The 21101-nt window shown below is 48.2% G+C and carries 12 protein-coding genes; 8 read left to right on the plus strand and 4 right to left on the minus strand.

Annotation, left to right across the window (positions count from 1 at the left end; translation table 11 throughout):
* The first annotated feature begins 5 nt into the window (after nucleotides 1-5).
* From QZT80_RS23510 to QZT80_RS23535, 6 genes are all read left to right on the plus strand, one after another.
* Nucleotides 6-1460 (plus strand): RagB/SusD family nutrient uptake outer membrane protein, encoded by a 1455-nt coding sequence (locus QZT80_RS23510; RefSeq protein ID WP_295128163.1) that lies wholly within the window; start codon nucleotides 6-8, stop codon nucleotides 1458-1460.
* A 21-nt stretch (nucleotides 1461-1481) separates the two neighbouring features.
* Nucleotides 1482-2390, plus strand: a complete 909-nt coding sequence (locus tag QZT80_RS23515) for a putative zinc-binding metallopeptidase (RefSeq protein ID WP_295128166.1) — start codon at nucleotides 1482-1484, stop codon at nucleotides 2388-2390.
* Between the two features lie 18 nt (nucleotides 2391-2408).
* Nucleotides 2409-3716, plus strand: coding sequence for a DUF4302 domain-containing protein (locus QZT80_RS23520; RefSeq protein WP_295128169.1), 1308 nt, complete (start codon nucleotides 2409-2411; stop codon nucleotides 3714-3716).
* 44 nt (nucleotides 3717-3760) lie between these two features.
* Nucleotides 3761-4351 carry a hypothetical protein gene (locus QZT80_RS23525; RefSeq protein ID WP_295128172.1) on the plus strand — a complete coding sequence of 197 codons (591 nt, stop codon included), beginning with the start codon at nucleotides 3761-3763 and terminating at the stop codon, nucleotides 4349-4351.
* Nucleotides 4352-4577: 226 nt separating this feature from the next.
* A complete protein-coding gene (locus QZT80_RS23530; RefSeq protein WP_295128174.1) occupies nucleotides 4578-6920 on the plus strand; it encodes a mechanosensitive ion channel domain-containing protein in 2343 nt (780 codons plus the stop codon).
* Between the two features lie 85 nt (nucleotides 6921-7005).
* A complete protein-coding gene (locus QZT80_RS23535) occupies nucleotides 7006-7458 on the plus strand; it encodes a GNAT family N-acetyltransferase (RefSeq protein ID WP_295128177.1) in 453 nt (150 codons plus the stop codon).
* A 101-nt stretch (nucleotides 7459-7559) separates the two neighbouring features.
* On the opposite strand, the gene QZT80_RS23540 is transcribed toward QZT80_RS23535, so the two are convergent.
* The 3 genes from QZT80_RS23540 to QZT80_RS23550 all read right to left on the minus strand — a co-directional run bounded on the left by QZT80_RS23540 (nucleotide 7560) and on the right by QZT80_RS23550 (nucleotide 9497).
* Nucleotides 7560-7922 carry a hypothetical protein gene (locus tag QZT80_RS23540; protein ID WP_295128180.1) on the minus strand — a complete coding sequence of 121 codons (363 nt, stop codon included), beginning with the start codon at nucleotides 7920-7922 and terminating at the stop codon, nucleotides 7560-7562.
* Nucleotides 7919-8536 carry a dienelactone hydrolase family protein gene (locus QZT80_RS23545; protein ID WP_295128183.1) on the minus strand — a complete coding sequence of 206 codons (618 nt, stop codon included), beginning with the start codon at nucleotides 8534-8536 and terminating at the stop codon, nucleotides 7919-7921. Before QZT80_RS23545 ends, QZT80_RS23540 begins: the two co-directional genes overlap by 4 nt.
* 547 nt (nucleotides 8537-9083) lie before the next feature.
* The gene (locus QZT80_RS23550; RefSeq protein ID WP_295128187.1) at nucleotides 9084-9497 is read right to left on the minus strand and encodes a response regulator; all 414 of its coding nucleotides are present in this window, start codon (nucleotides 9495-9497) and stop codon (nucleotides 9084-9086) included.
* A gap of 173 nt (nucleotides 9498-9670) precedes the next feature.
* Here QZT80_RS23550 and QZT80_RS23555 point away from each other — a divergent pair, with 173 nt between their 5' ends.
* Nucleotides 9671-15766 (plus strand): HAMP domain-containing protein, encoded by a 6096-nt coding sequence (locus tag QZT80_RS23555; protein ID WP_295128189.1) that lies wholly within the window; start codon nucleotides 9671-9673, stop codon nucleotides 15764-15766.
* A gap of 37 nt (nucleotides 15767-15803) precedes the next feature.
* Nucleotides 15804-17063, plus strand: coding sequence for a response regulator (locus QZT80_RS23560; protein WP_295128192.1), 1260 nt, complete (start codon nucleotides 15804-15806; stop codon nucleotides 17061-17063).
* Here the strand turns inward: QZT80_RS23560 and QZT80_RS23565 are convergent.
* Nucleotides 17060-21094, minus strand: coding sequence for a DEAD/DEAH box helicase (locus tag QZT80_RS23565; protein WP_295128195.1), 4035 nt, complete (start codon nucleotides 21092-21094; stop codon nucleotides 17060-17062). The two genes, QZT80_RS23560 and QZT80_RS23565, sit on opposite strands and share 4 nt — an antisense overlap.
* Between the last annotated feature and the right edge of the window lie 7 nt (nucleotides 21095-21101).

The raw sequence follows: 21101 nt of genomic DNA on the forward strand, positions 1-21101 counted from the left end.
TGACTATGAAGAAATTATCGATATATATATTGACCGGCCTTGCTCTTGTGGCAGGTAGTTGTAAAAAGTTCCTGGAGCAGCAGCCAGATAACCGGGCCTCGCTTAACACACCGGAGCAGGTATCGCAATTGCTGGGTACAGCCTATCCGCAGGCTAACTATATGGCATTTTACGAATCGGCTAGCGATAACGCGTTTGATAAAGGTCCGGGGTTTCTGGTGGAAAATTTTAACGTGGACGCCTATTTATATAATGTGGTGCGCGACGACCAGGAAGATACACCTGAATTTTATTGGAACGCCTGCTATGCAGCAATAGCCGTGGCCAACCAGGCACTGGAGGCCTGTGAAAAGGCGGCTAATCCGGAAGCCTATACTGCGCAGAAAGGAGAGGCTTTGCTGGCCAGGGCTTATGCGCACTTTATGCTCGTAAATACCTTCTGTGAAACTTACGACCCTTCCACCGCAGCTACTGATCCGGGTATACCTTATGTAACAGTTCCGGAAAAGGTAGTCATAAAACAATACGAACGTAAAACCGTAGCGTATGTATATGAAATGATCGAAAAGGATGTGCTGACTGGTATTCCGCTGATCAACGATAATGCATATGCTGTACCGCGTTATCACTTTTCAAAAAATGCTGCTTATGCTTTTGCTTCCCGCTTATACCTCTTTTTGCAAAAATGGGATCAGGCGGCCAGTTATGCCAGCATGGTGTTTTCTACCGGAAACATTGCCAATGTGTTAAGACCCTGGAACAGTACTTATCTTACTTATACCTATAACGAGTTATGGGCAACGTACGCAAAAGCTACTGAACCTGCTAACCTGCTGCTGGTACAAACAGCGTCGTACTGGGGCCGTTATTACTTTAATGTGAGGTATGCGATGACCAATAATATAAGGGATGATATTTTTGCGAGCAACGTTACTGGTGGGGTCTGGTCTTTCACCAACCATATTTATACCTCCGGCACTAATAACTACATGATCCCGAAGATAAATGAACATTTCATCCGCACTTCGGTAAATGCTACCATTGGTAATGGGTTTGTGGTGGTGCCGCTGTTTACTACAGAAGAAGTGTTGTTCAACCGCGCGGAGGCCAATACTTATCTCAATAAAACAGATGCGGCTATTGCAGATTTGAATGTATATGCCTCTACCCGTATCAATAATTATAATGCGACAACGCATGTGATTACCGCGCAGCGGCTGCGGAATTTTTACCAGACCAATAACCTGCAGTTGGCATTAATCAGTTGCATACTTGATTTTAAACGGGCAGAGTGGGTGCAGGAAGGTAACCGCTGGTTTGATATACTCCGGTACCGTATACCGGTTACACACACCACCTTCGAAGGTAATGTGGAAATACTGGAGTCGGACGATAAACGCCGCCTGTTCCAGATACCACAATCGGCCACCATTTCAGGTGTTGAACAAAATCCCCGTTAATCCTTTATAAAGTTATTACGCATGAATATGAAACATCTCGTTATACTTTGCTTCCTTTTCTGCAGCGTGCTTGCCGCCTGTAAAGAAGATGCGCTTACCGATGCCGATGCAGACATCCCGGGCCTGGGCAGGGACACCTGGCCCGAAGGTCCGCTTGATGTATGGATCAAAGACAGTCTCACTAAGAATTACAACGTAGCCGTTAAGTATAAATGGGACCAGGGCGAACTGGATTTCGGTAAAAACCTGGTGCCGCCCGATGAGTCTAAGATCATACCGGTGCTGAGTACTATCCGTAGTGTTTGGATCGATAACTATGTGGCCGAAGCGGGTGTGAACTTTATGAAGCGCTACATCCCCAAGTATTTTGTGATGGTGGGCAGCCCCAGTTTTAATACCGATGGTACTATTACATTGGGAACAGCCGAAGGCGGACGCCGCATCGTATTATATGTGCTTAACTACTTCCGTGTAAAAGGAATGCCGGGATATATGCCCAGCGATTCGTTTAACGTAAAAGAAATGTTTCACACCATACAGCACGAGTTTGGGCATATCCTGCACCAGAACATATTGTATACGCCCGACTTTAAACGTATATCTGTAGGTATGTACACCTCCAACTGGAATAACGTAAGCGATGCGCAGGCTAATTCGGACGGCTTTATCACCGCTTATGCAATGAGTGCTGCCGATGAGGATTTTGTGGAAATGATATCTATGATGCTGGTAGAAGGCAGGGGAGGGTTTAACGCCATGCTGGCCGGTATTACCCAAAATGGCCCGGCAGGCACTACGCCCGATCAGGCCAGGGCAAAGCTTAGGGCAAAGGAAGCTATCGTGGTAAGTTATTTTAAAACCGTGTGGAACATCGACTTCTACAGTTTACAGGCGCGCACCAGGGCTTCTGTAGAAGCCCTGATCAAGTAACCGTTAAAATTGGAAAGGATGAAACGAATTCTATTATATACGATGATGGCTCTTGTAACACTCGCTGCCTGTAATAAGGAGAGTAACGATGTGTTTGACAAAACGCCCAACGAACGTATGCAGGAAAAACTGGCCGCTTACCAGACTGCCCTGCAGGGCGCCCAGTATGGCTGGAATGCAGAACTCACCACGGAATCTGGCGCTATCTACAATTTTCACTTCAGCTTTAATGACGCCGCCCGCGTAAAAACGTTTGCGGACATCGATACCGGTACGGCTTCTGTAGAAAAGGAAAGCAGTTACCGCCTCAAAGCGCTGCAACAACCTGCACTGCTGTTTGATACGTACACCTACCTGCACATACTGGCCGATCCGGATGGCAGTGTAAATGGCGGTGATAATGGAATAGGCCTGGCCACAGACTTTGAATTTTCGCTGGATACGCTGGCTGCTGATAGTATTAAACTTACCGGCAGGCAGCATGGTACAAAAATGACTTTAAAACGCTCTACGCAGGCCGATTACCAGGCCTGGACCGGCGGTACCTGGCGTTCGTCTGTACTGTTCCAGGCTACGGGCGCCTATATACAGAACTACTTTAAAAGACTTACGATTGGCGCGAAGCAATACGAAATGCGTATTAATCCTACTGCCAGGACAGTAACATTTATCTGGATAGATGGCGTAACGACTAAAACACATACCACTTCGTATTACTTTACTTCTACGGGAGTGGAGTTTACCAATCCGTTGGTGGACGGGACCACCACGATTAACTACCTGGCAAACCTTAGCTGGAACAGTGGTTTGGTTAGTTTCCAGCTGAATGTGAATGGAGCAACAGCAGCCAGCATTGGCGGAGCCATTGCACCGATCAGTAATGATGTTAACGCCCCGCAACGCTGGTGGCAAACAATGGTAATCAGCGATGGTTACTGGGTTTCATTAAACGGTTTTCATGTAAATGGTGTGGACGATGCGTATAAAGTCAGATCAATTCCTAACTTTTATTTCCTGGCTTTTTTCCCGCGTTTCGGTACCGATCAGGGCATAACATATGATCTGGCTGGTTACGTAATGCTTGAAAATGGAGGTTTGGCGCTCAACTTCGGCTCCGCGTTCAGTCCACCAGTTTTTGCCAATGGCAGGGTGAGGTTTAATTATATAGGCGACCTCGGCGATTTACCGGCTGATATCAATCCCTACGTGGGCACAACTTTGCAGTTCATGGACACTGCTGGCTTTTACCTGGTGCAAACCAGCGCTACCTCGTATGATATGGTAAGTGCCAGGGATGCAAAAGCCTGGATTACCTGGGTTCAATAGCTTTTACTAAACACTAACATTTTAAATAACCTAAACCGAGTTTTATGAAAAGGATTTCACTCAGGATTTTATACATCCCCTTTATGTTAATGGCCATTACTGCATTTTTGGCTTCTTGTGGAAAAGAAGGTAGTGCTGGTGCAGATGGTCCTGCCGGCCCTGCTGGTCCCGCTGGTCCTGCCGGCCCCGCCGGTCCTGCGGGCCCTGCTGGTTCCGCTAACGTAATATATTCCACCTGGCTGGATGTTACGTTCCTGTATGATATTGAAAATCCCGGTACGCCACAGGCTGATACCTTCGGCATGTATGCCACTATCCCGGCTCCTAAAATCACCAATGAGATACTGAACGCCGGGGAGTTACGTACGTACATCAACCTGGGTACACCCGCTAACCTCGCTGTAGAAGCGCTCCCATATTTCGACCCTTATTCAGGTATTTCGATTACCGCTACTTATGTGCTGGGCGGCATACAACTGTATGCCAACATCAACGCCAGCACCGCTACGGTAACCGGTGGTAAAACCTTACAATACCGGTACGTTATTATTCCGGGAGGCGCGGCAGCCAGAAAGGCACCCATCGACTGGAAGGATTATAGTGCTGTTCAGAAATACTTAGGCATCACCGACTAGCTAGTATAAATGTTTGACAAATGAGGGCCGGCGCAACGTTCTGTTGTACCGGCCTTTTTTATATTGATCATGATATGATAATCTTTTAGATTATTATATTTTTCCATATTAATAATTATCTTCGCCGCAGAACTTACACCTCCCTCTAACTGATTCACTGTTCATTGTGGCATTCCAGTCGCGGTTAAAGACCGTGCAGCAGTATTTTTTTTGACAACATATCTTTATGAAAAGAAGTATTCTCTCTTTTTTTGCACTGCTCTTATGTATGTACGCAGTTGCCCAGGATTCTGCCAAACGCCGGTTTAACGGTCCGGCCATGTCATTGTTCGCCGATTCGGGTAAATTATCTACCGGCGATTACATGCTCCATCTCGAAGAGGTTTACCAACTGGTAGACCGTGTACAGGCAGCAAGTGAACTGCGTTTCGAGATCATCAACATCAAAAGAGAAATAGATGAAAACGATACGGCCTTAAAAACTGTAAGCGAAAGCCTGAACGTGTACGCCAGTACCCTTAACATCCGCAACCTGCAAACTTACCGGATATTGTTGCACAGTATAACAGCCGACCTCGACCGCCACCAGGGAGAGATTGATACGGCTTCTGTAAGGATGGAACGGTTGAAAAAGGAGATGCTTTCGCTTCGTAAAGATACGCTGCTGCGCCAGCTGATGCGCGATTCTGCCTTACGTGCTACATTTAGTCCACAGCTTAAAGATCTGCGGAAGAAACTGAGGTTTACCGACAGTACTTTGCATAACAGTATTACTTATGTGAACCAGCTGAAGCTGCATGCCTCTTTCTGCGCCATCACAGCCTCGGAACTCACCAATAAAGTGAACGGGCAACTGACCCGCCTTAGCGTTCGTGCTTTTGGTAAAGAGTACGGTTATTTATGGGAGATAGATGCGGATACCTCGTCTCCCGCGCTGGAAAAGCAGTTGCGTAAGTCGTACAAGGGCGAGAAACGTGCGCTGGATTACTACCTCGCCGACGCCGGTATGAACCGCCTGCTGCTTATCCTGTTCGCCGTAGCATTTTTCTGGTGGCTGCGTCGCAACCTCCGCCGCATGAAACGCATGAACGCAATGGATGAACTGGACAACCACGGCATTGTATATATCATTAAACAACCACTGGCCAGCACCTTTGCATTCATGTTATGTATGGCGCCGTTGTTCGATCTGGATGCACCGGCAGGTTATGTAGGTTTCATCCAGTTTTTGCTGCTCATTGCCCTAACCTTCCTCTTCCGTAAGCAGTGGCCACGTACACTTTTTTACTACTGGCTTGGCGTTGTGGGCTTGTTTATCCTGTACTCATTCTCGGGCCTGGCTGCCGTCCCTTCTTTTGGACAGCGCATCTGGATAATCATACTCAACCTTTTATCGGTGGGACTGTGGCTGTTGTTTTATTTCAGGGTTACAGAGCAGGTGCCGTTAAAAAGGTTTGTGAAGATGGTACTCATCATCAATATTATATTAAACCTGCTGGCAGTCACCTGTAACCTGTTCGGCAGACTTACCCTGTCGCAGATATTCAGTACGGCCGCGATATTTACCTTTACGCAGGCCATTGCACTTTCCGCCTGTTACCGCATATTTACCGAATCGCTTTTGTTGCAGGTAACATGCAGTCGCCTCGAAAAAGACATCCGTAACCCGTTCGATGCCAAAGAGGTAATTGAAGGGTTCAGAAAGATGGTATTAATGATGGCGGTGTTTATATGGCTGATCGTATTTACTACCAACCTCAGTATTTATAATTCAATATACAATGGTCTGTCCAAACTGCTGGCTACTCAGCGTACCATTGGCAGTATTTCATTTTCGCTCGGAAGTGTGGTGTTGTTCTTCATCATTATTTGGGTAGCGCATATGCTGCAACGTTACATTAGTTACTTTTTCGGGGATGTTAATGATGAAGAGGAAGGAGTGAAAGGTTCGCGTTCGAAACTGGTGATCACCCGCCTGATCGTACTGGCAGGCGGTTACCTATTAGCCGTGGCCGCATCCGGACTGCCTGTAGACAAAATCACCATCGTACTTGGTGCATTAGGTGTTGGTATTGGTATGGGCCTTCAGAATATCGTAAACAACTTCGTTTCCGGCATCATCCTCATATTCGATCGTCCCCTGCAAATCGGTGATGCTATTGAAGTAGGCGATACGGCGGGCCGTGTGAAAGAAATTGGTTTACGTTCCAGTACCATATATACAGAAGATGGGGCAGAAGTAATTATCCCGAACGGTGATATCCTTTCGCAACAGATCACCAACTGGACACTCAGTAACAACAACAGGCGTGTAGAACTTGACCTTTCAGTAGCCACCGACATGCAGAAAGATGAATTATCGGCCCTGCTTAAAACGACCATTCTTTCCTCCGAACAGGTACTGCGCAAACGGGAGCCGCTGGTATTAATAGAATCGGTTACAGAAGGAGAATACGGGCTGAAGATCTACTTCTGGTGTACAGATGTGCAGAAGTCGGATTGGATACGGAGTGAGGTGAGGTATTTGGTGTATACGGTGTTGAGGGAGAAGAATGTAGTGGTGAAATAATTGTGACGATCCTCCCCCGCAGCAGAACGGCTTTTTTACACCACATTTTTATCTTTAGAACAACTAACTTGGCTATAAAAAGAACATGCTGCAACTGGTACGCACGGACTCTTCGAACCAGGACTTTCGGGACCTGGTACAACTGCTGGACGCCTATCTTTCGGTGAAGAATGGCGACCAGGACGCCTTTTTTTCTTCTTATAACAAAATTGACCAGATCAAAAATGTAGTGGTGGCATATGAAGATGAGAGGGCAGTTGCCTGTGGCGCTTTTAAAGCCTGCGAGGGCATGGCGGAGATAAAGCGGATGTACGTTCGCGAAGACTGTCGTGGTCGTGGACTGGCAGGGCAGGTGCTGAAGGAGCTGGAACTGTGGGCTGCACACTCGGGCTATTCGTTTTGTATACTCGAAACTGCGAAGTTTATGCCCGATGCGGTAGGCCTTTACCGCAAACATCAGTATGAAATAATTCCTAATTACGGGCAGTACATAGGTGTGGAGGATAGTGTGTGTATGAAAAAAGCCGTACGTCCATAAACCAGGTTATGGAATGATGCCCAGGCGTTTTTATACCTGCAGGGAGCAGCTCAAAGGTTAATAGTAAAGCGTCAAAACTAAACCGGGCACCTATACATTCATCACAACGTAATAAACAGAGATTTCCGCCGCATGGGGATGATGTTCTTCGTGCGGTGGCCTTTCCCTTCTGTATCTTCCAGCAGCAGTACGTCCCCGCCCTTAAAACGTCTTATCTCCCCTAAAGAAGTTTCAATTTCAATCTCCCCGTCGATCAGTACCAGGTACTGGCGTTGTGGTGCATTGTGAAAGTCGTAGTCGTACGAAGGTTCTACTTCGCGGAAGATGATCGACTTTACGGGTAAGCCACTCGACAACCAGCCGATTTCGCCGGCTTCGTTCATCGGTACGGTCACATCCTCAAAGTGGCTGTCGCCGTTCGCATCGCTGTAAATGCCTGTTACGGGATATAATTGTGTGTTCATTTGAATACAAGTTGGTTTGCGAGATTAATTTCGTCCTGCGAAATGGTATGGCCCATGTTATCGTATATCCGATCGGTAACGTCGGCATTCATGTTTTTAAGAATGTTAACGGTGGCGTGTACCCTTTCCACTGGCACATGTGGGTCTGGATTACTGGTGCCGATGAATACCGGGGTTTGGCCGAAATCGCCTTTATAGTTGTCGGGGTAAATTTTGTCGCCGATCAGTCCGCCGGTGAAGGCCACCGCACCGCCGTACTTCGCCGCGTTGCGGGTAACGAACTCCATCGTAAGGCAAGCCCCTTGGGAAAAGCCGAGGAAGTAAATGTTCTCTTTCATGATGCCCGCAGCTTCCACTTCCTTCACCACATCGGTCAGTACTTCCAGTGCTGAGCTTAAGAAAGGCTCATTCTGGGCAGGCGGCGCCATAAACGAGTAAGGGTACCAGGTATTGTTGGTCGCCTGTGGCGCCAGCAGCGCATATCCATCAACGTTCAGGTAATTGGCGATCGATAATATATCTTCTGCCGATCCGCCTCGTCCGTGAATCATGATCAATGCCTTTTTCGCTTCGTTAATGTCCGTTCCTGCGGTAACTATTTTCTTGCTGTGCATACCTTTTGTTTTTACAGATACGAATTTCAGCTATTCTATTGATAGTAAGTACAATAGGGATAATCTGTGTAACAGAAACGGAGATTTGTCCATCCGGGGAGGTAGCATTTTGTGAGAAGCGATCAGTTTTGGCTGTTTTTTAGGGTGTGACCACTTCGGGCCTGCATCTCTTGCTGTTTAAATAGTCTGCGGATAGGTCACGTCCTGAAATAGGTTTACACTGGTTATTAAATACTCCTGATTCGGGTTTACATGACGGCTGCTTGGTCCTGTTTTCGGTTTGCCAGCCTGTTACGCTTTGTTTTCCATTTCAGGCTTAGTTTTCCGGTAGCCTTGCTGTAGATCTTGTCCAATATTATCAGTTTAAGGGGTGGATGTGATGCGTTCCTAAAGTATGGATAGAGTAAGGAGAGTGTATGGTGAAGCGGAGGGTAAGCGGACGGTGAGCGGACGGTGAGACATGTTTTTGGGTGCGTGGGTGTAATTGCGACACTGATCCGAAGACCAGCGTCCCATGTTACGGCTTATATTTTAAAGTAGCGTTGGTCTATTTACCTATGAACGAAAGCATGTGGTGCGCGATATCCTTAAACGAAGCAAGGTCGCTTGGCTTAATTACGTAATCGGCTACCCCTAGTTCAATACTTTTCGCTTTGTAAATGGGGGAACTTGATGTACTCCAGATGATTTTGGGAATACCAAGGTAGCGGCCGTGGTGGTTCAGGGCTTCTACTACCTCTACCCCGGTCAGTTCCGGTATGTTGTAGTCAAGTATAAGAAGGGCAGGCAACTCTCCGTCACTTATCTGCTCCAGGTAGTTCACGAACTTTTTACCATTCGTTATGCATACTATCTGCCAGCTCGGGTCAATTTCGGTGAAGGCGTTTCTTAATAATTCATGGTCGTCGGAATCATCTTCCGCCAACAGGATCAGCCGGTTTGAGTGGCCTAAAAATTGCATGTAATGGTAGAGTTTAAATCAAAATTACGCATAAAAAAGAATTACTGATATATAACTCGTAAAACCAATGTACTTAAGCCAATTAAAATAGTGTTTGAAGTTGTACCATAATCCATCTTCATACTGATTGTTAGACTTATATCGTAACGTCCTCGTATTCTAATACCTCTATCATGACAAGCCGAAAGAAAAATCCCGGTAAAAATACTGTGCCCGGAGAAGTTGTGGAAATAATTCCACGAAAATCCACAATGTCTGCCCGGAAAGCAATTAAGCCCGAGCCCGAAACGCTGTCCGACGATCTGGACCTCCGTAACTTATTACAGGTATTGGCGGAGGTAAAGAATGGTAACTTCAGCGCACGTATGCCGATGGATAACCTTGGCATCAGCGGCAAAATATGTGATACCCTCAATGATATTATAGCCCTCAACGAAACCCTGGTAGAGGAGTTGAACCTGGCCCGTAATACAATCGGCATCCAGGGTAAACTTAATCACCGTGTTACCCTGCCCCGTACTGCCCGTGGCTCATGGAACACGGCGGTAAGTTCTATCAACACCCTCATTTCCGACTTGGTACACCCCACTATCGAAATCGCTCACGTAATCAGCTCGGTGGCCAAAGGCAACCTCTCGCAGGAAATGACCCTTCAGATAGAAGGTCACGTGCTGCAGGGGGAATTTGCGCGTATTGCCACGGAGGTAAACGGGATGGTGAAACAGCTGAACCTGTTTAGCCGTGAGGTAACACGTGTGGCGCGTGAGGTAGGTTCGGAAGGTAAACTGGGAGGACAGGCAAAGGTAAAAGATGTAGCAGGTGTGTGGAAGGACCTTACCGATTCGGTAAACCAGATGGCGGGTAACCTTACCGCGCAGGTGCGTAACATCGCGGATGTAACCACGGCGGTGGCTAAAGGCGACCTTTCCAAAAAGATCACGGTGGATGTACAGGGTGAGATCCTGGAGCTGAAAGATACGATCAATACGATGGTGGACCAGCTGAACTCCTTCTCCTCCGAAGTAACGCGTGTGGCCCGTGAGGTGGGTACGGATGGTAAACTGGGCGGTCAGGCTGAAGTAAAAGGGGTAGCCGGTACCTGGAAAGATTTGACGGACTCTGTAAACCAGATGGCCTCGAACCTTACCGGCCAGGTACGTAACATTGCCGAGGTAACTACCGCGGTAGCACGTGGCGACCTGTCGCGCAAGATTACGGTGGACGTAAAAGGAGAGATCCTTGAGCTGAAGAATACGATCAATACGATGGTGGACCAGCTGAACTCTTTCTCTTCCGAAGTTACGCGTGTGGCGCGTGAGGTAGGATCGGAAGGTAAGCTGGGCGGACAGGCTACGGTAAAAGGCGTAGGTGGTGTGTGGAAAGACCTTACCGATTCGGTAAACCAGATGGGTGGTAACCTTACCGCCCAGGTACGTAACATTGCGGATGTAACTACGGCCGTGGCCAGCGGCGACTTATCACGCAAGATTACGGTGGACGTTAAAGGAGAGATCCTGGAGCTGAAGAACACGATCAATACGATGGTGGACCAGCTGAACTCCTTCGCATCGGAAGTAACACGTGTGGCACTGGAAGTAGGTACGGAAGGTAAACTGGGCGGCCAGGCGAAAGTGCAGGGTGTGGGTGGTACCTGGAAGGATTTGACAGAATCGGTAAACCAGATGGCGTCGAACCTTACCAACCAGGTGCGTAACATCGCCGAAGTAACAACGGCGGTGGCGCTGGGTGACCTTTCTAAAAAGATTACGGTGGATGTGGCAGGAGAGATCCTGGAGCTGAAGAAGACGATCAATACGATGGTGGACCAGCTAAACTCCTTCGCATCGGAAGTAACGCGTGTGGCACTGGAAGTAGGTACGGAAGGTAAACTGGGCGGCCAGGCGAAAGTGCAGGGCGTGGGCGGTACCTGGAAGGATTTGACAGAATCGGTGAACCAGATGGGATCGAATCTTACCAACCAGGTACGTAACATCGCCGAAGTAACCACCGCGGTGGCGAAAGGTGACCTGTCGCGTAAGATTACGGTGGATGCGAAAGGTGAGATCCTGGAATTAAAGAGTACGATCAATACGATGGTGGATCAGTTGAACTCATTCGGTTCCGAAGTATTCCGTGTGGCACGTGAAGTAGGTTCCGAAGGTAAACTGGGTGGACAGGCAGACGTACCAGGTGTGGAAGGACTCTGGAAAGATTTGACGGACTCTGTAAACATCATGGCCTCTAACCTTACCTCACAGGTACGTAACATCGCCGAAGTAACAACGGCGGTGGCTAACGGTGACCTGAGCCGTAAGATTGAGGTGGACGTAAAAGGAGAAATATTAGAGCTGAAGAATACGATTAACACGATGGTGGAACAGTTGCGCGCATTTGCTTCGGAAGTAACGCGCGTGGCCCGTGAGGTAGGTACAGAAGGTAAACTGGGTGGGCAGGCACACGTGCCGGGCGTAGGTGGTACCTGGAAAGACTTGACCGACTCTGTAAACCAGATGGCCGGTAACCTTACTGACCAGGTGCGTAACATTGCCGATGTGGCCATTGCGGTGGCGAATGGTGACATGAGCCGTAAGATTACGGTGGACGTACGTGGAGAAATATTACAGCTGAAAGAAACGCTGAACACGATGGTGGACCAGCTGCGCGCCTTCGCATCGGAAGTAACGCGTGTGGCCCGTGAGGTGGGTACCGATGGTAAACTGGGCGGCCAGGCTTTCGTACCGGGTGTTGCAGGTACCTGGAAGGATTTGACGGATTCTGTAAACCAGATGACCGGTAACCTTACCAGCCAGGTGCGTAACATTGCCGAAGTAACCAAGGCGGTGGCATCGGGTGACCTTTCCAAGAAAGTAACGATCGACGTAAAAGGTGAGATCCTCGATCTGAAAAATACGATCAACACAATGGTGGACCAGCTGAACTCCTTCGCCTTCGAAGTAACGCGTGTGGCGCGTGAAGTAGGTACGGAAGGTAAGCTGGGCGGTCAGGCCGAAGTGCAGGGCGTGGGTGGTACCTGGAAAGATCTGACGGACTCGGTGAACATGATGGCCTCCAACCTTACCAACCAGGTGCGTGGTATCGCGAAGGTGGTAACGGCGGTGGCTACCGGTAACCTGAAACAAAAACTCTCCATTGTATCACGTGGTGAGGTGGCGCAGCTTACAGAAACGATCAATGAAATGATCGATACGCTGGCACTGTTTGCCGACCAGGTAACAACGGTGGCGCGTGAAGTAGGTGTGGATGGGCGACTGGGTGGACAGGCGAGTGTGCCGGGTGCATCTGGTATCTGGAAAAACCTGACGGAGAACGTAAACCAGCTGGCAGAGAACCTGACCACGCAGGTACGTGCGATTTCCGCGGTGGCCTCAGCGGTAACTAAAGGAGATCTTACCCAAATGATACGGGTGGAAGCGAAAGGTGAGGTGGAAGAGCTGAAAGATACCATTAACCAGATGATCGCCAACCTGAAACAAACAACCCTGCGTAACCAGGAACAGGACTGGCTGAAATCGAACCTTGCTACGTTTACACAAATGCTGCAGGGCCAGAAGGATTTGAACACGGTAACCCGCCGTATCCTCTCCGAGCTGGCGCAGGTGGTAAACGCGCAGAAAGGTATGTTCTATATCCTCGAACAGGAAGAAGAACTGAGAAACCCCAAACTGAAACTATTTGCTGCATATGCCTTCGGCGACGAAATGCAAAGCTCCCGCGAGTTCTCGCTGGGTGAAGGACTGGTTGGGCAGTGTGCTGTGGAGAAAGAACGTATCCTCATCACCAATGTACCCGGCGATTATATTAAAATAGGTTCAGGTTTAGGACAGGCGCCGCCGGTAAACCTGATCGTACTGCCGGTATTATTTGAAACAGAAATTAAGGCGGTAATCGAACTGGCTTCCTTCGACTCGTTCTCTGAAACGCATCTGGACTTCCTTAGCCAGCTGACGGAAAGTATCGGTATCGTACTGAACACGATCGAGGCCAACTCCCGTACAGAAGATCTGCTGGAACAATCACAGTCGCTGGCCGATGAGTTGAGAAGAACGAACGAAGAGCTGCAGGATAAAGCGCACCTGCTGGTGAAACAAAAGGACGAAGTGGAAGAGAAAAACAAAGAGGTGGAAGAAGCACGTAAATCGCTGGAAGAAAAGGCCGAACAGCTGCAGCTTACCTCCAAGTACAAATCTGAGTTCCTTGCAAATATGTCGCATGAGTTGCGTACACCGCTTAACTCGCTGCTCATCCTCGCACAGCAATTGTACGAAAACCACGATGGTAACCTTAATGAGAAACAGGTACGTTACGCCAAAACGATCCACAGCTGCGGTGACGACCTTATCCAACTGATCAACGACATCCTCGACCTGTCGAAGATCGAAAGCGGTTACATTTCTACCGACTTCATTAAAGTAAGGTTCAACGAAGTAATCGGCTTCGTGGAAACCACCTTCAAACATATCTCTGAAAGTAAAAACCTGCGTTTTGGTATTGAGGTAGAAGATAAGCTCCCGCAAACACTCGAAACAGACGTGCAGCGATTGAACCAGATATTAAAGAACCTGCTCTCCAACGCGTTCAAGTTCACCGAAAAAGGCGAGGTGAAACTCCGCATCTATGAAGCACACCGTAACTGGAAAATGGTGAACGACAGTCTTGAAAAAGCAGATCGTGTAGTAGCATTTGAGATCAGGGATACAGGTATTGGTATTTCGAAAGATAAGCAAGGCATCATCTTTGAGGCCTTCCAGCAGGCCGAAGGTTCTACGAGCCGTAAGTATGGTGGTACAGGCCTTGGTTTGTCGATCAGCCGTGGTTTGGCCGATCTGTTAGGAGGATCAATAGAACTGGAAAGTGAAGCGGGTTTTGGCAGTACGTTTACGCTCTTCCTGCCGCTGGCTTACAACCCGGCTGCTATTAAGCGGGAAAAACAAAGCAGCCTTACCGTGTCGGAATATCATTTAAGCGAAGGCAGTTCTGTGCAAACGGTGAAGCTGGCCGAGGCGAAGGAACTGGAAGGCATGAATGAGATCATCAACGAAATTGGCGATGACCGTACCAATGTAATGGATACAGATAAAGTGGTACTGATCGTAGAAGATGATGTGCGTTTTGCGAAGATCATGCAGGAGAAAGCACACGAGATGGGATTGAAAGTGGTGGTAGCTACGGGCTTCGGCGACGTATTCGATCTTACCAATAAATTTCAGCCCATTGCCGTAACGCTCGATGTAAAACTACCCGATGCGAGCGGCTGGAGAATTCTTGATCTGTTTAAAAATGATGTAAACCTTCGTCATATTCCTATCCACCTGATATCTGGTGAGGAAAACCGCTTACTGGCTATGCACCGCGGTGCCCGTAGCTTCAACCTTAAACCGTTGAAAACGGAAGACCTGGCAATATTGTTCAAGAGCATCATCGAACAAAGTCAGCGTAAGAAAAAGCGGGTGCTGGTTATTGAAGATAACGAACCCGATGCTTCGCAGATAGCACGTATTCTCGATAATGGAGAGTTAATACAGCTGGAGTTTGTGGATAATGGAAAAGCAGCATTGGACAGTTTGAGCCAGGGCGCGTTCGACTGTATTATTGCAGATTATATGTTGCCCGATGTGGAAGGTGCCGATCTGTTTTCGAACATCCAGTCGCTGAACAGGTATAATTCTACGCCGGTTATTGTATATTCGGCAAAGGATTTCTCTACCAAGGAAAAAGCGAAGCTGAAGCAATATGCCAATAAGATACTTTTGAAAGACGTAAATTCACTTGATCTGTTGTTGGAAGAAACGGTACAGCAACTCCATATTCATCATGAAAGCCTGTTGCCCGAGAAGAAAAAGCTGATAGAAGATCTCCGTTCACAAAGGGATGTATTAAGCCATAAAAGTGTGCTGGTGGTGGATGATGATGTACGTAACCTCTTCGCCCTTACCACGGCCTTTGAACGCTACCATATCAATACCATCACCGCGGAAAGCGGCCAGGAAGCAATGAATATTTTAAGCGAGAATAATGAGATCGATATCGTGTTAATGGATATTATGATGCCGGAAATGGATGGCTACGAAACCATGCAGAAGATTCGCCGCGAACATAAAAACAGCGCATTGCCCATTATTGCCGTAACCGCGAAAGCGATGAAAGGTGACCGGGAAAAATGCCTGGAAGCCGGCGCCTCCGACTACATTACGAAGCCGTTAAAAATAGATCAGTTATTATCGCTGATGAGAGTTTGGTTGTACAGATAGCATAAATTGGCAAATGGATCAATAAAAAACAATCAGTTTGCAGGCAAAAGACGCAATAAAAATTCTGGTAGTGGACGACAGGCAGGACAACCTGATGTCGATAGAATCCATATTGGAAAAAGAGAACTACAGGATCATAAAAGCGAATTCGGGCAGGGCCGCGTTAAAGGTCCTGTTGCGTGAATATGATTTTTCTCTTATCCTGATGGATGTCCAGATGCCGGACATGAACGGTTTCGAAACCGCGGAACTCATTTATCAGCGCGATAAACTGAAGAACATTCCTATTATCTTCATCACCGCTCATAACGAGGATGAAGCGATATTTAAAGGGTATAAAGTAGGGGCGGTAGATTTTATTTACAAGCCCATCAACCCGGAGTTATTACGGGTAAAGGTGGGCCTGTTTGTTGAACTCTACCGTAAAACCCACTCTCTCATAGAACAGGAAAAGAACCTGCTCCATACCAACGCATCTTTACAACGCGAAATTGAAGAAAGAGAAGCTTCAGAACAAAAGGTGCGTGAACTCAATAGTCAGCTTACACAAAGCAATGCGTACCTCAAAGCGGTGAACGAAGAGCTGGACCGCTTCGCCTTTGTAGCTTCCCACGACCTGCAGGAGCCACTGCGTAAGATCCGCGTGTTTAGTGATATGCTGCTCCAGAAACGCGCCGATCCGGAGGAAGTACACCGCCACGTACAAAAAATTACGAATGCCGCGGCCCGTATGCAGCAGCTGGTAAACGACCTGCTTCGCTTCTCACGGCACTCCGTACAGGGCGGTGATTTTGTGCAGGTAGATTTAAACGAGGTGGTAAAAGATGCGATGAGCGAACTGGAAATGCAGATACAGCAAACTGGTGCGGTGGTACAAATAGACAGATTACCGGTGCTGCTGGCCATCCCTACCCTGATGCAGCAGGTTTTTTACAACCTGTTAAGCAACGCACTTAAGTTCCGTAAAAAAGATATAGCGCCTGATATATCTGTTCGTTGTGAACAGGTAGATGCGCCAGATGCGCAGGCGAACGGCAACACGTTATTCTATAATATTTATGTAAAGGATAATGGTATTGGTTTCGATCATCAATACCTGGAGGATATTTTCATGGTGTTTAAACGGCTGCATAGTTACCACGAAATAGAGGGTTCAGGTATTGGGCTGTCTATTTGTAAAAAGATCATGGAACAACACCACGGCTTTATTACCGCCACCAGTGAAGTAAATAAGGGCGCTACATTTGTGATCGGTATTCCGGGCAAAATAGCGAAGCCCGATGTTATACCCGCTTAGGACCCTGCGATAAGCGACACCAGTTCCTGCATGGTAAGATTGGCGCTTTGATCGGTACCTTCCAGCAGCTGGTCGGCCAGGTCACGTTTGTTGTGATGTAATTCAATAATTTTTTCTTCGATCGTATGTTGTGCCACGAGCCGGTACACGGTAACCGGTCTTGTTTGGCCAATACGGTGAGCCCTGTCCGAAGCCTGTTCTTCCACCGCCGGGTTCCACCATGGATCGAGGTGGATCACGTAATCGGCGGCCGTAAGGTTCAATCCTAAGCCACCCGCTTTTAAACTGATAAGAAACAAGGGTGCTTTACCGCCCTGGAATGATTTTACCAGTTTCTCCCTTGCCGGGATAGGTGTGGAGCCATCAAGGTAGAGGTAATCGATACCCCAACTGTCCAGCGCTTTACTGATTAAGCTGAGGTGTTTCACAAACTGGCTGAACACCAGCGCACGGTGCCCATTCTCCGTTAGCTCCTCCACGATTTCTTTAAACACCAGCAGTTTCGATGATTCGATATCCGATTCCGTTTCGATGAGTTGTGGATTACAGGCGGCCATACGCAGCCTTGTTATTTCCTGCAAAGCTTTAATATGTTGCTGGCCTGCACTTAACAGGTCGCGTTCCTGGATATGCTGAATAGCCTGCCGGCGAATAGCTTCGTAGAACGAGGCTTCGTCGGTAGACAGCGTCACCAGTTTTACAATTTCTGTTTTCGGCGGCAATTCTTCCAGCACGTCAGATTTAAGACGGCGCAGCATGAAGGGGGCGATCAGTTTCTTTAGATGTTTTTTCGCCATGCTCTCCGGGTTGTTGGCTGCGGGCGTAATAAACTGTTTTCTGAAATTAGGCAGGTCGCCCAACAGTCCGGGGTTAAGGAAGTTGAACAAGTTCCATATTTCACCGAGGTGGTTTTGTATGGGCGTGCCCGTGAGCGCCAGCCGGAAGTTGCCTTTCAGCTGCATCGCAGCTTTGGATGTGCGTGTCTGGTAGTTTTTGATCGTATGCGCTTCGTCCAGCACGATTGTGTTCCAGTTCACTTCGGCGAATATCTTCGCGTCCGACTGTAGTATGCCGTAGGTGGCGATCACTACGTCGAAAGCGCCTGCCTGTTGCAGTTGTTCTTCGCGGAGGCCATTTTGCAATTGTACTACGCGCAGTTCCGGTGCAAAACGCATCAGTTCATTCGCCCAGTTTGGTAGTACCGATGCAGGGCTTATTACCAGCGCCGGCCCATCAGCTGCGCGGTGTAATAAAATGGAGATGGCCTGTACTGTTTTGCCCAAACCCATATCATCGGCAAGGCAGGCACCAGCACCCCAGGCGGCAAGTTGCGCCATCCATCTGAATCCATCTTCCTGGTAAGGGCGTAGGGTTTGTTTAAGTGATGCGGGTACTTCCGGTTTAAGTAGCGCTGCTTTCTCTTTCTTCTTTTTAAACTGCTGCCAGGGCGTATCGGTTTGCGCACTTCCAGCCTGTAAAAGCATATCATCGAGTACATGCGAGGCGAAGTAGGGTACTTTGATTTCGTTGTGATCGGCCACGCCAACACTTAACAGTTCGTTAAGCCTCGCCCGCAAATCGGCGGTGAGCGCAATGAACTCTCCATTTTCCAGTTCTACAAAACGGCTGTTGCGTTTCGGCATTACATCCAGCACCTGCTTCAGGGAAATAACCGTCCGTTCATCTATTTGGAGGTCGCCGTGGCAGGTAAACCAGTGGCCTTTTTCTTTTACCATGAGGCGCAGCTGGGGCAGGCCTGCTTTGCCCTGTAGTTTGTAACGGATGCCTTCGGGCCATTCCACCGTTACTTTATCGGGCATCGACTGTATAATTTCCAGCAGTTGCAGGCAGTCGGCGGGGTCTTCGAATATCAGTGTATCATCTTCCTGTACTTCCTGCACGATAGATTGTTGTATCTGCGCCATCAGTAAAGCCAGGTTGGCCTTCTCCGTTTCTATGTCGCGCGAGGTCTGGCAACGTTCGCCGTTTACGATGCCGATGATGTTGCGTGCGCCCATGCCTGGCCGGCAATAGGTGGGTGTATCGCCCAGTGGTTTTACGAATAGCGAAGCTTTTAGTGCATCGCCCATCGGTTGTAGTTGTATACGGATGCGGCTGTCGCTTTCCAGTTTGCGGATGCTTAGCGCCGTTTCGTCCATATCAGAATGGATCGTAAGATGTGCGCCAATCTTTTTCACCGCTTCCAGTAATTTCTCTTTGCCTTCTGCAGGTATTACGCGTAACTGTTTCAGCATTTGCAGTAACGTGCGTTGCTGCTGGTTCAGGCGGATTACTTTCATCCGGCTGTCCGTTTCTTTCAGTAACACATAGTCGCCATTGGCTTCTACAATGTTAGTGCTGAAAGTATAACCGCGGTTGGTGGTATTGATAATCAGTTCCGCCTCTCCCGATACAACTTCTGCAGGTGTGGCCGGGTCGTGTACGAGGTAGAGGTTAGGGTGATGGATAAGTGCTGTCCATATATTGTCATCGAACACGTAGTGGTCGCCGCCATAATAGTTAAAGTGTGTTTCTTTGAGAATGGTGGCGGCTATGCGCTGGTCCTGCTGAATCATTCCTGGTACAGCGCCTTCTTTCAATTTCTTTAAAGCTACGTTGCGGCCCGGGCTCCAACTGGTGCCCTGCATGGTTTGCAACATGGGTTGTACCTGCAGTTTATCGAAGTCTACGAGGTATACCAGCCTGTTAGCACCCACGGTTTTATCTTTCTTTTGCGGTGCGTCGTTGGCGGCTATTACGGCGTTCAACAGGCGTTCCCATTCCGGCATCTTCTGCATTTGTGTAAACGCCGGCTGGTGAGGAATGGCTGCACTTAGTAATGCAAACTGCTCTTCGTCTTTATCGTCCTCCTGCAGGAAAAGATATTCGTAGGCCAGTAAGCGGTATTCGTTATCGATGCTTTTGTGTAGTAATCTTTTGGCCAGGTGCGCGTGCAGTATCAGTAATTTACTTTTGGGCGAAAAGGCCATTAGTAAAATAAAGGCCAGCAATGCCGGTAAGTCTTTCCCATCAGGCAGCGCGTTCGATTCTATGAGTATCCGCAGCAGGTCGTCGGCCCGGTCTTTTTTACCATTATGATAATGCAGCAGGCAAATAGCCGGTATGTTCGCCGGGGCGAGTTTCTTTTCGTAAAACGCTATAAGTTTGGCCAGTAGCTGGTTTGTTTGCGCTACAGGCAACAGGCTTATGGTATAAGCGTAATAAAAAGCCATGGTGGCCGAGGCAGGCAGCATGTTCTTTTTATCCGTTTTGCGTTGTTGTTTGATGCCCAGTTCAAAAGCCGCGAAAGCTTGTTCGGGCTGGCGCTGGTATAGTTTGGTAACGGCGTGTTCGAAATGAAATGTGGCTGCTACATCGGTAAGCTGGCCTTGCAGCAGTGGTAGTTCTTTATTAGCGGGTTGGGAAGATGCAGCTGTTTTCTGATAAAAATCCTTCAGCGCTTCTATTGGCTCCATTTCCAGCAGGTTTTGCTGTACGGCACGTGCCTGTATCTTTAACAGGCTTTCTTCGGCAAATAGTTTTAAGAAATTCTGATAAGCAGGATAATAAAGTAAATAGGGGAGATAGGGAAGATACTCTTCCAGTTCCAGTTCTATGCGACGTACCGGCAGCGACATCAGCGATAACTCACCCAGGCAATAGGCCATGAGCGTTTGCTGTAGTTCCGCCAGTTTAAAACTGGTATTGTAAAAAGAGGGGCGAACTTTCCGGTTCCATTCTAAAATTTGCTGATAGTCGTGGCGGATGATGTTTTGCGGGAATAACAGGAAGCTAAGTTCCGGCGTTAATGCAAAATTGCCTGCGGTAGTAAAGGCACCCAGCTTTTCCTTTTGCAGCAGTTCCAGTATTTCGTCTACCCGTTTAGGTTCCATTTTGCGCAGCAAATTCACGGCATCCACCACCCGGTAACGCTCCAGCGGGTACAGGTAAATGCTCAGGATATCAGCCACCAGTCTGGTGTCGGCCTCCTGAGAGATGTATTTTTTGCGGTAAAAGGCTTCGTTAAGCATAAGTTGT

The sequence above is a fragment of the uncultured Chitinophaga sp. genome, assembly GCF_902168175.1.
GTDB lineage: Bacteria > Bacteroidota > Bacteroidia > Chitinophagales > Chitinophagaceae > Chitinophaga.

What these genes read in the sequence shown, in the direction of transcription:
- QZT80_RS23545 (WP_295128183.1), bottom strand. Translation starts at nt 8,536, where the DNA reads ATGCACAGCAAGAAAATAGTTACCGCAGGAACGGACATTAACGAAGCG.
- QZT80_RS23515 (WP_295128166.1), top strand. Translation starts at nt 1,482, where the DNA reads ATGAATATGAAACATCTCGTTATACTTTGCTTCCTTTTCTGCAGCGTG.
- QZT80_RS23520 (WP_295128169.1), top strand. Translation starts at nt 2,409, where the DNA reads ATGAAACGAATTCTATTATATACGATGATGGCTCTTGTAACACTCGCT.
- QZT80_RS23555 (WP_295128189.1), top strand. Translation starts at nt 9,671, where the DNA reads ATGACAAGCCGAAAGAAAAATCCCGGTAAAAATACTGTGCCCGGAGAA.
- QZT80_RS23550 (WP_295128187.1), bottom strand. Translation starts at nt 9,497, where the DNA reads ATGCAATTTTTAGGCCACTCAAACCGGCTGATCCTGTTGGCGGAAGAT.
- QZT80_RS23565 (WP_295128195.1), bottom strand. Translation starts at nt 21,094, where the DNA reads ATGCTTAACGAAGCCTTTTACCGCAAAAAATACATCTCTCAGGAGGCC.
- QZT80_RS23510 (WP_295128163.1), top strand. Translation starts at nt 6, where the DNA reads ATGAAGAAATTATCGATATATATATTGACCGGCCTTGCTCTTGTGGCA.
- QZT80_RS23525 (WP_295128172.1), top strand. Translation starts at nt 3,761, where the DNA reads ATGAAAAGGATTTCACTCAGGATTTTATACATCCCCTTTATGTTAATG.
- QZT80_RS23530 (WP_295128174.1), top strand. Translation starts at nt 4,578, where the DNA reads ATGAAAAGAAGTATTCTCTCTTTTTTTGCACTGCTCTTATGTATGTAC.
- QZT80_RS23540 (WP_295128180.1), bottom strand. Translation starts at nt 7,922, where the DNA reads ATGAACACACAATTATATCCCGTAACAGGCATTTACAGCGATGCGAAC.
- QZT80_RS23535 (WP_295128177.1), top strand. Translation starts at nt 7,006, where the DNA reads ATGCTGCAACTGGTACGCACGGACTCTTCGAACCAGGACTTTCGGGAC.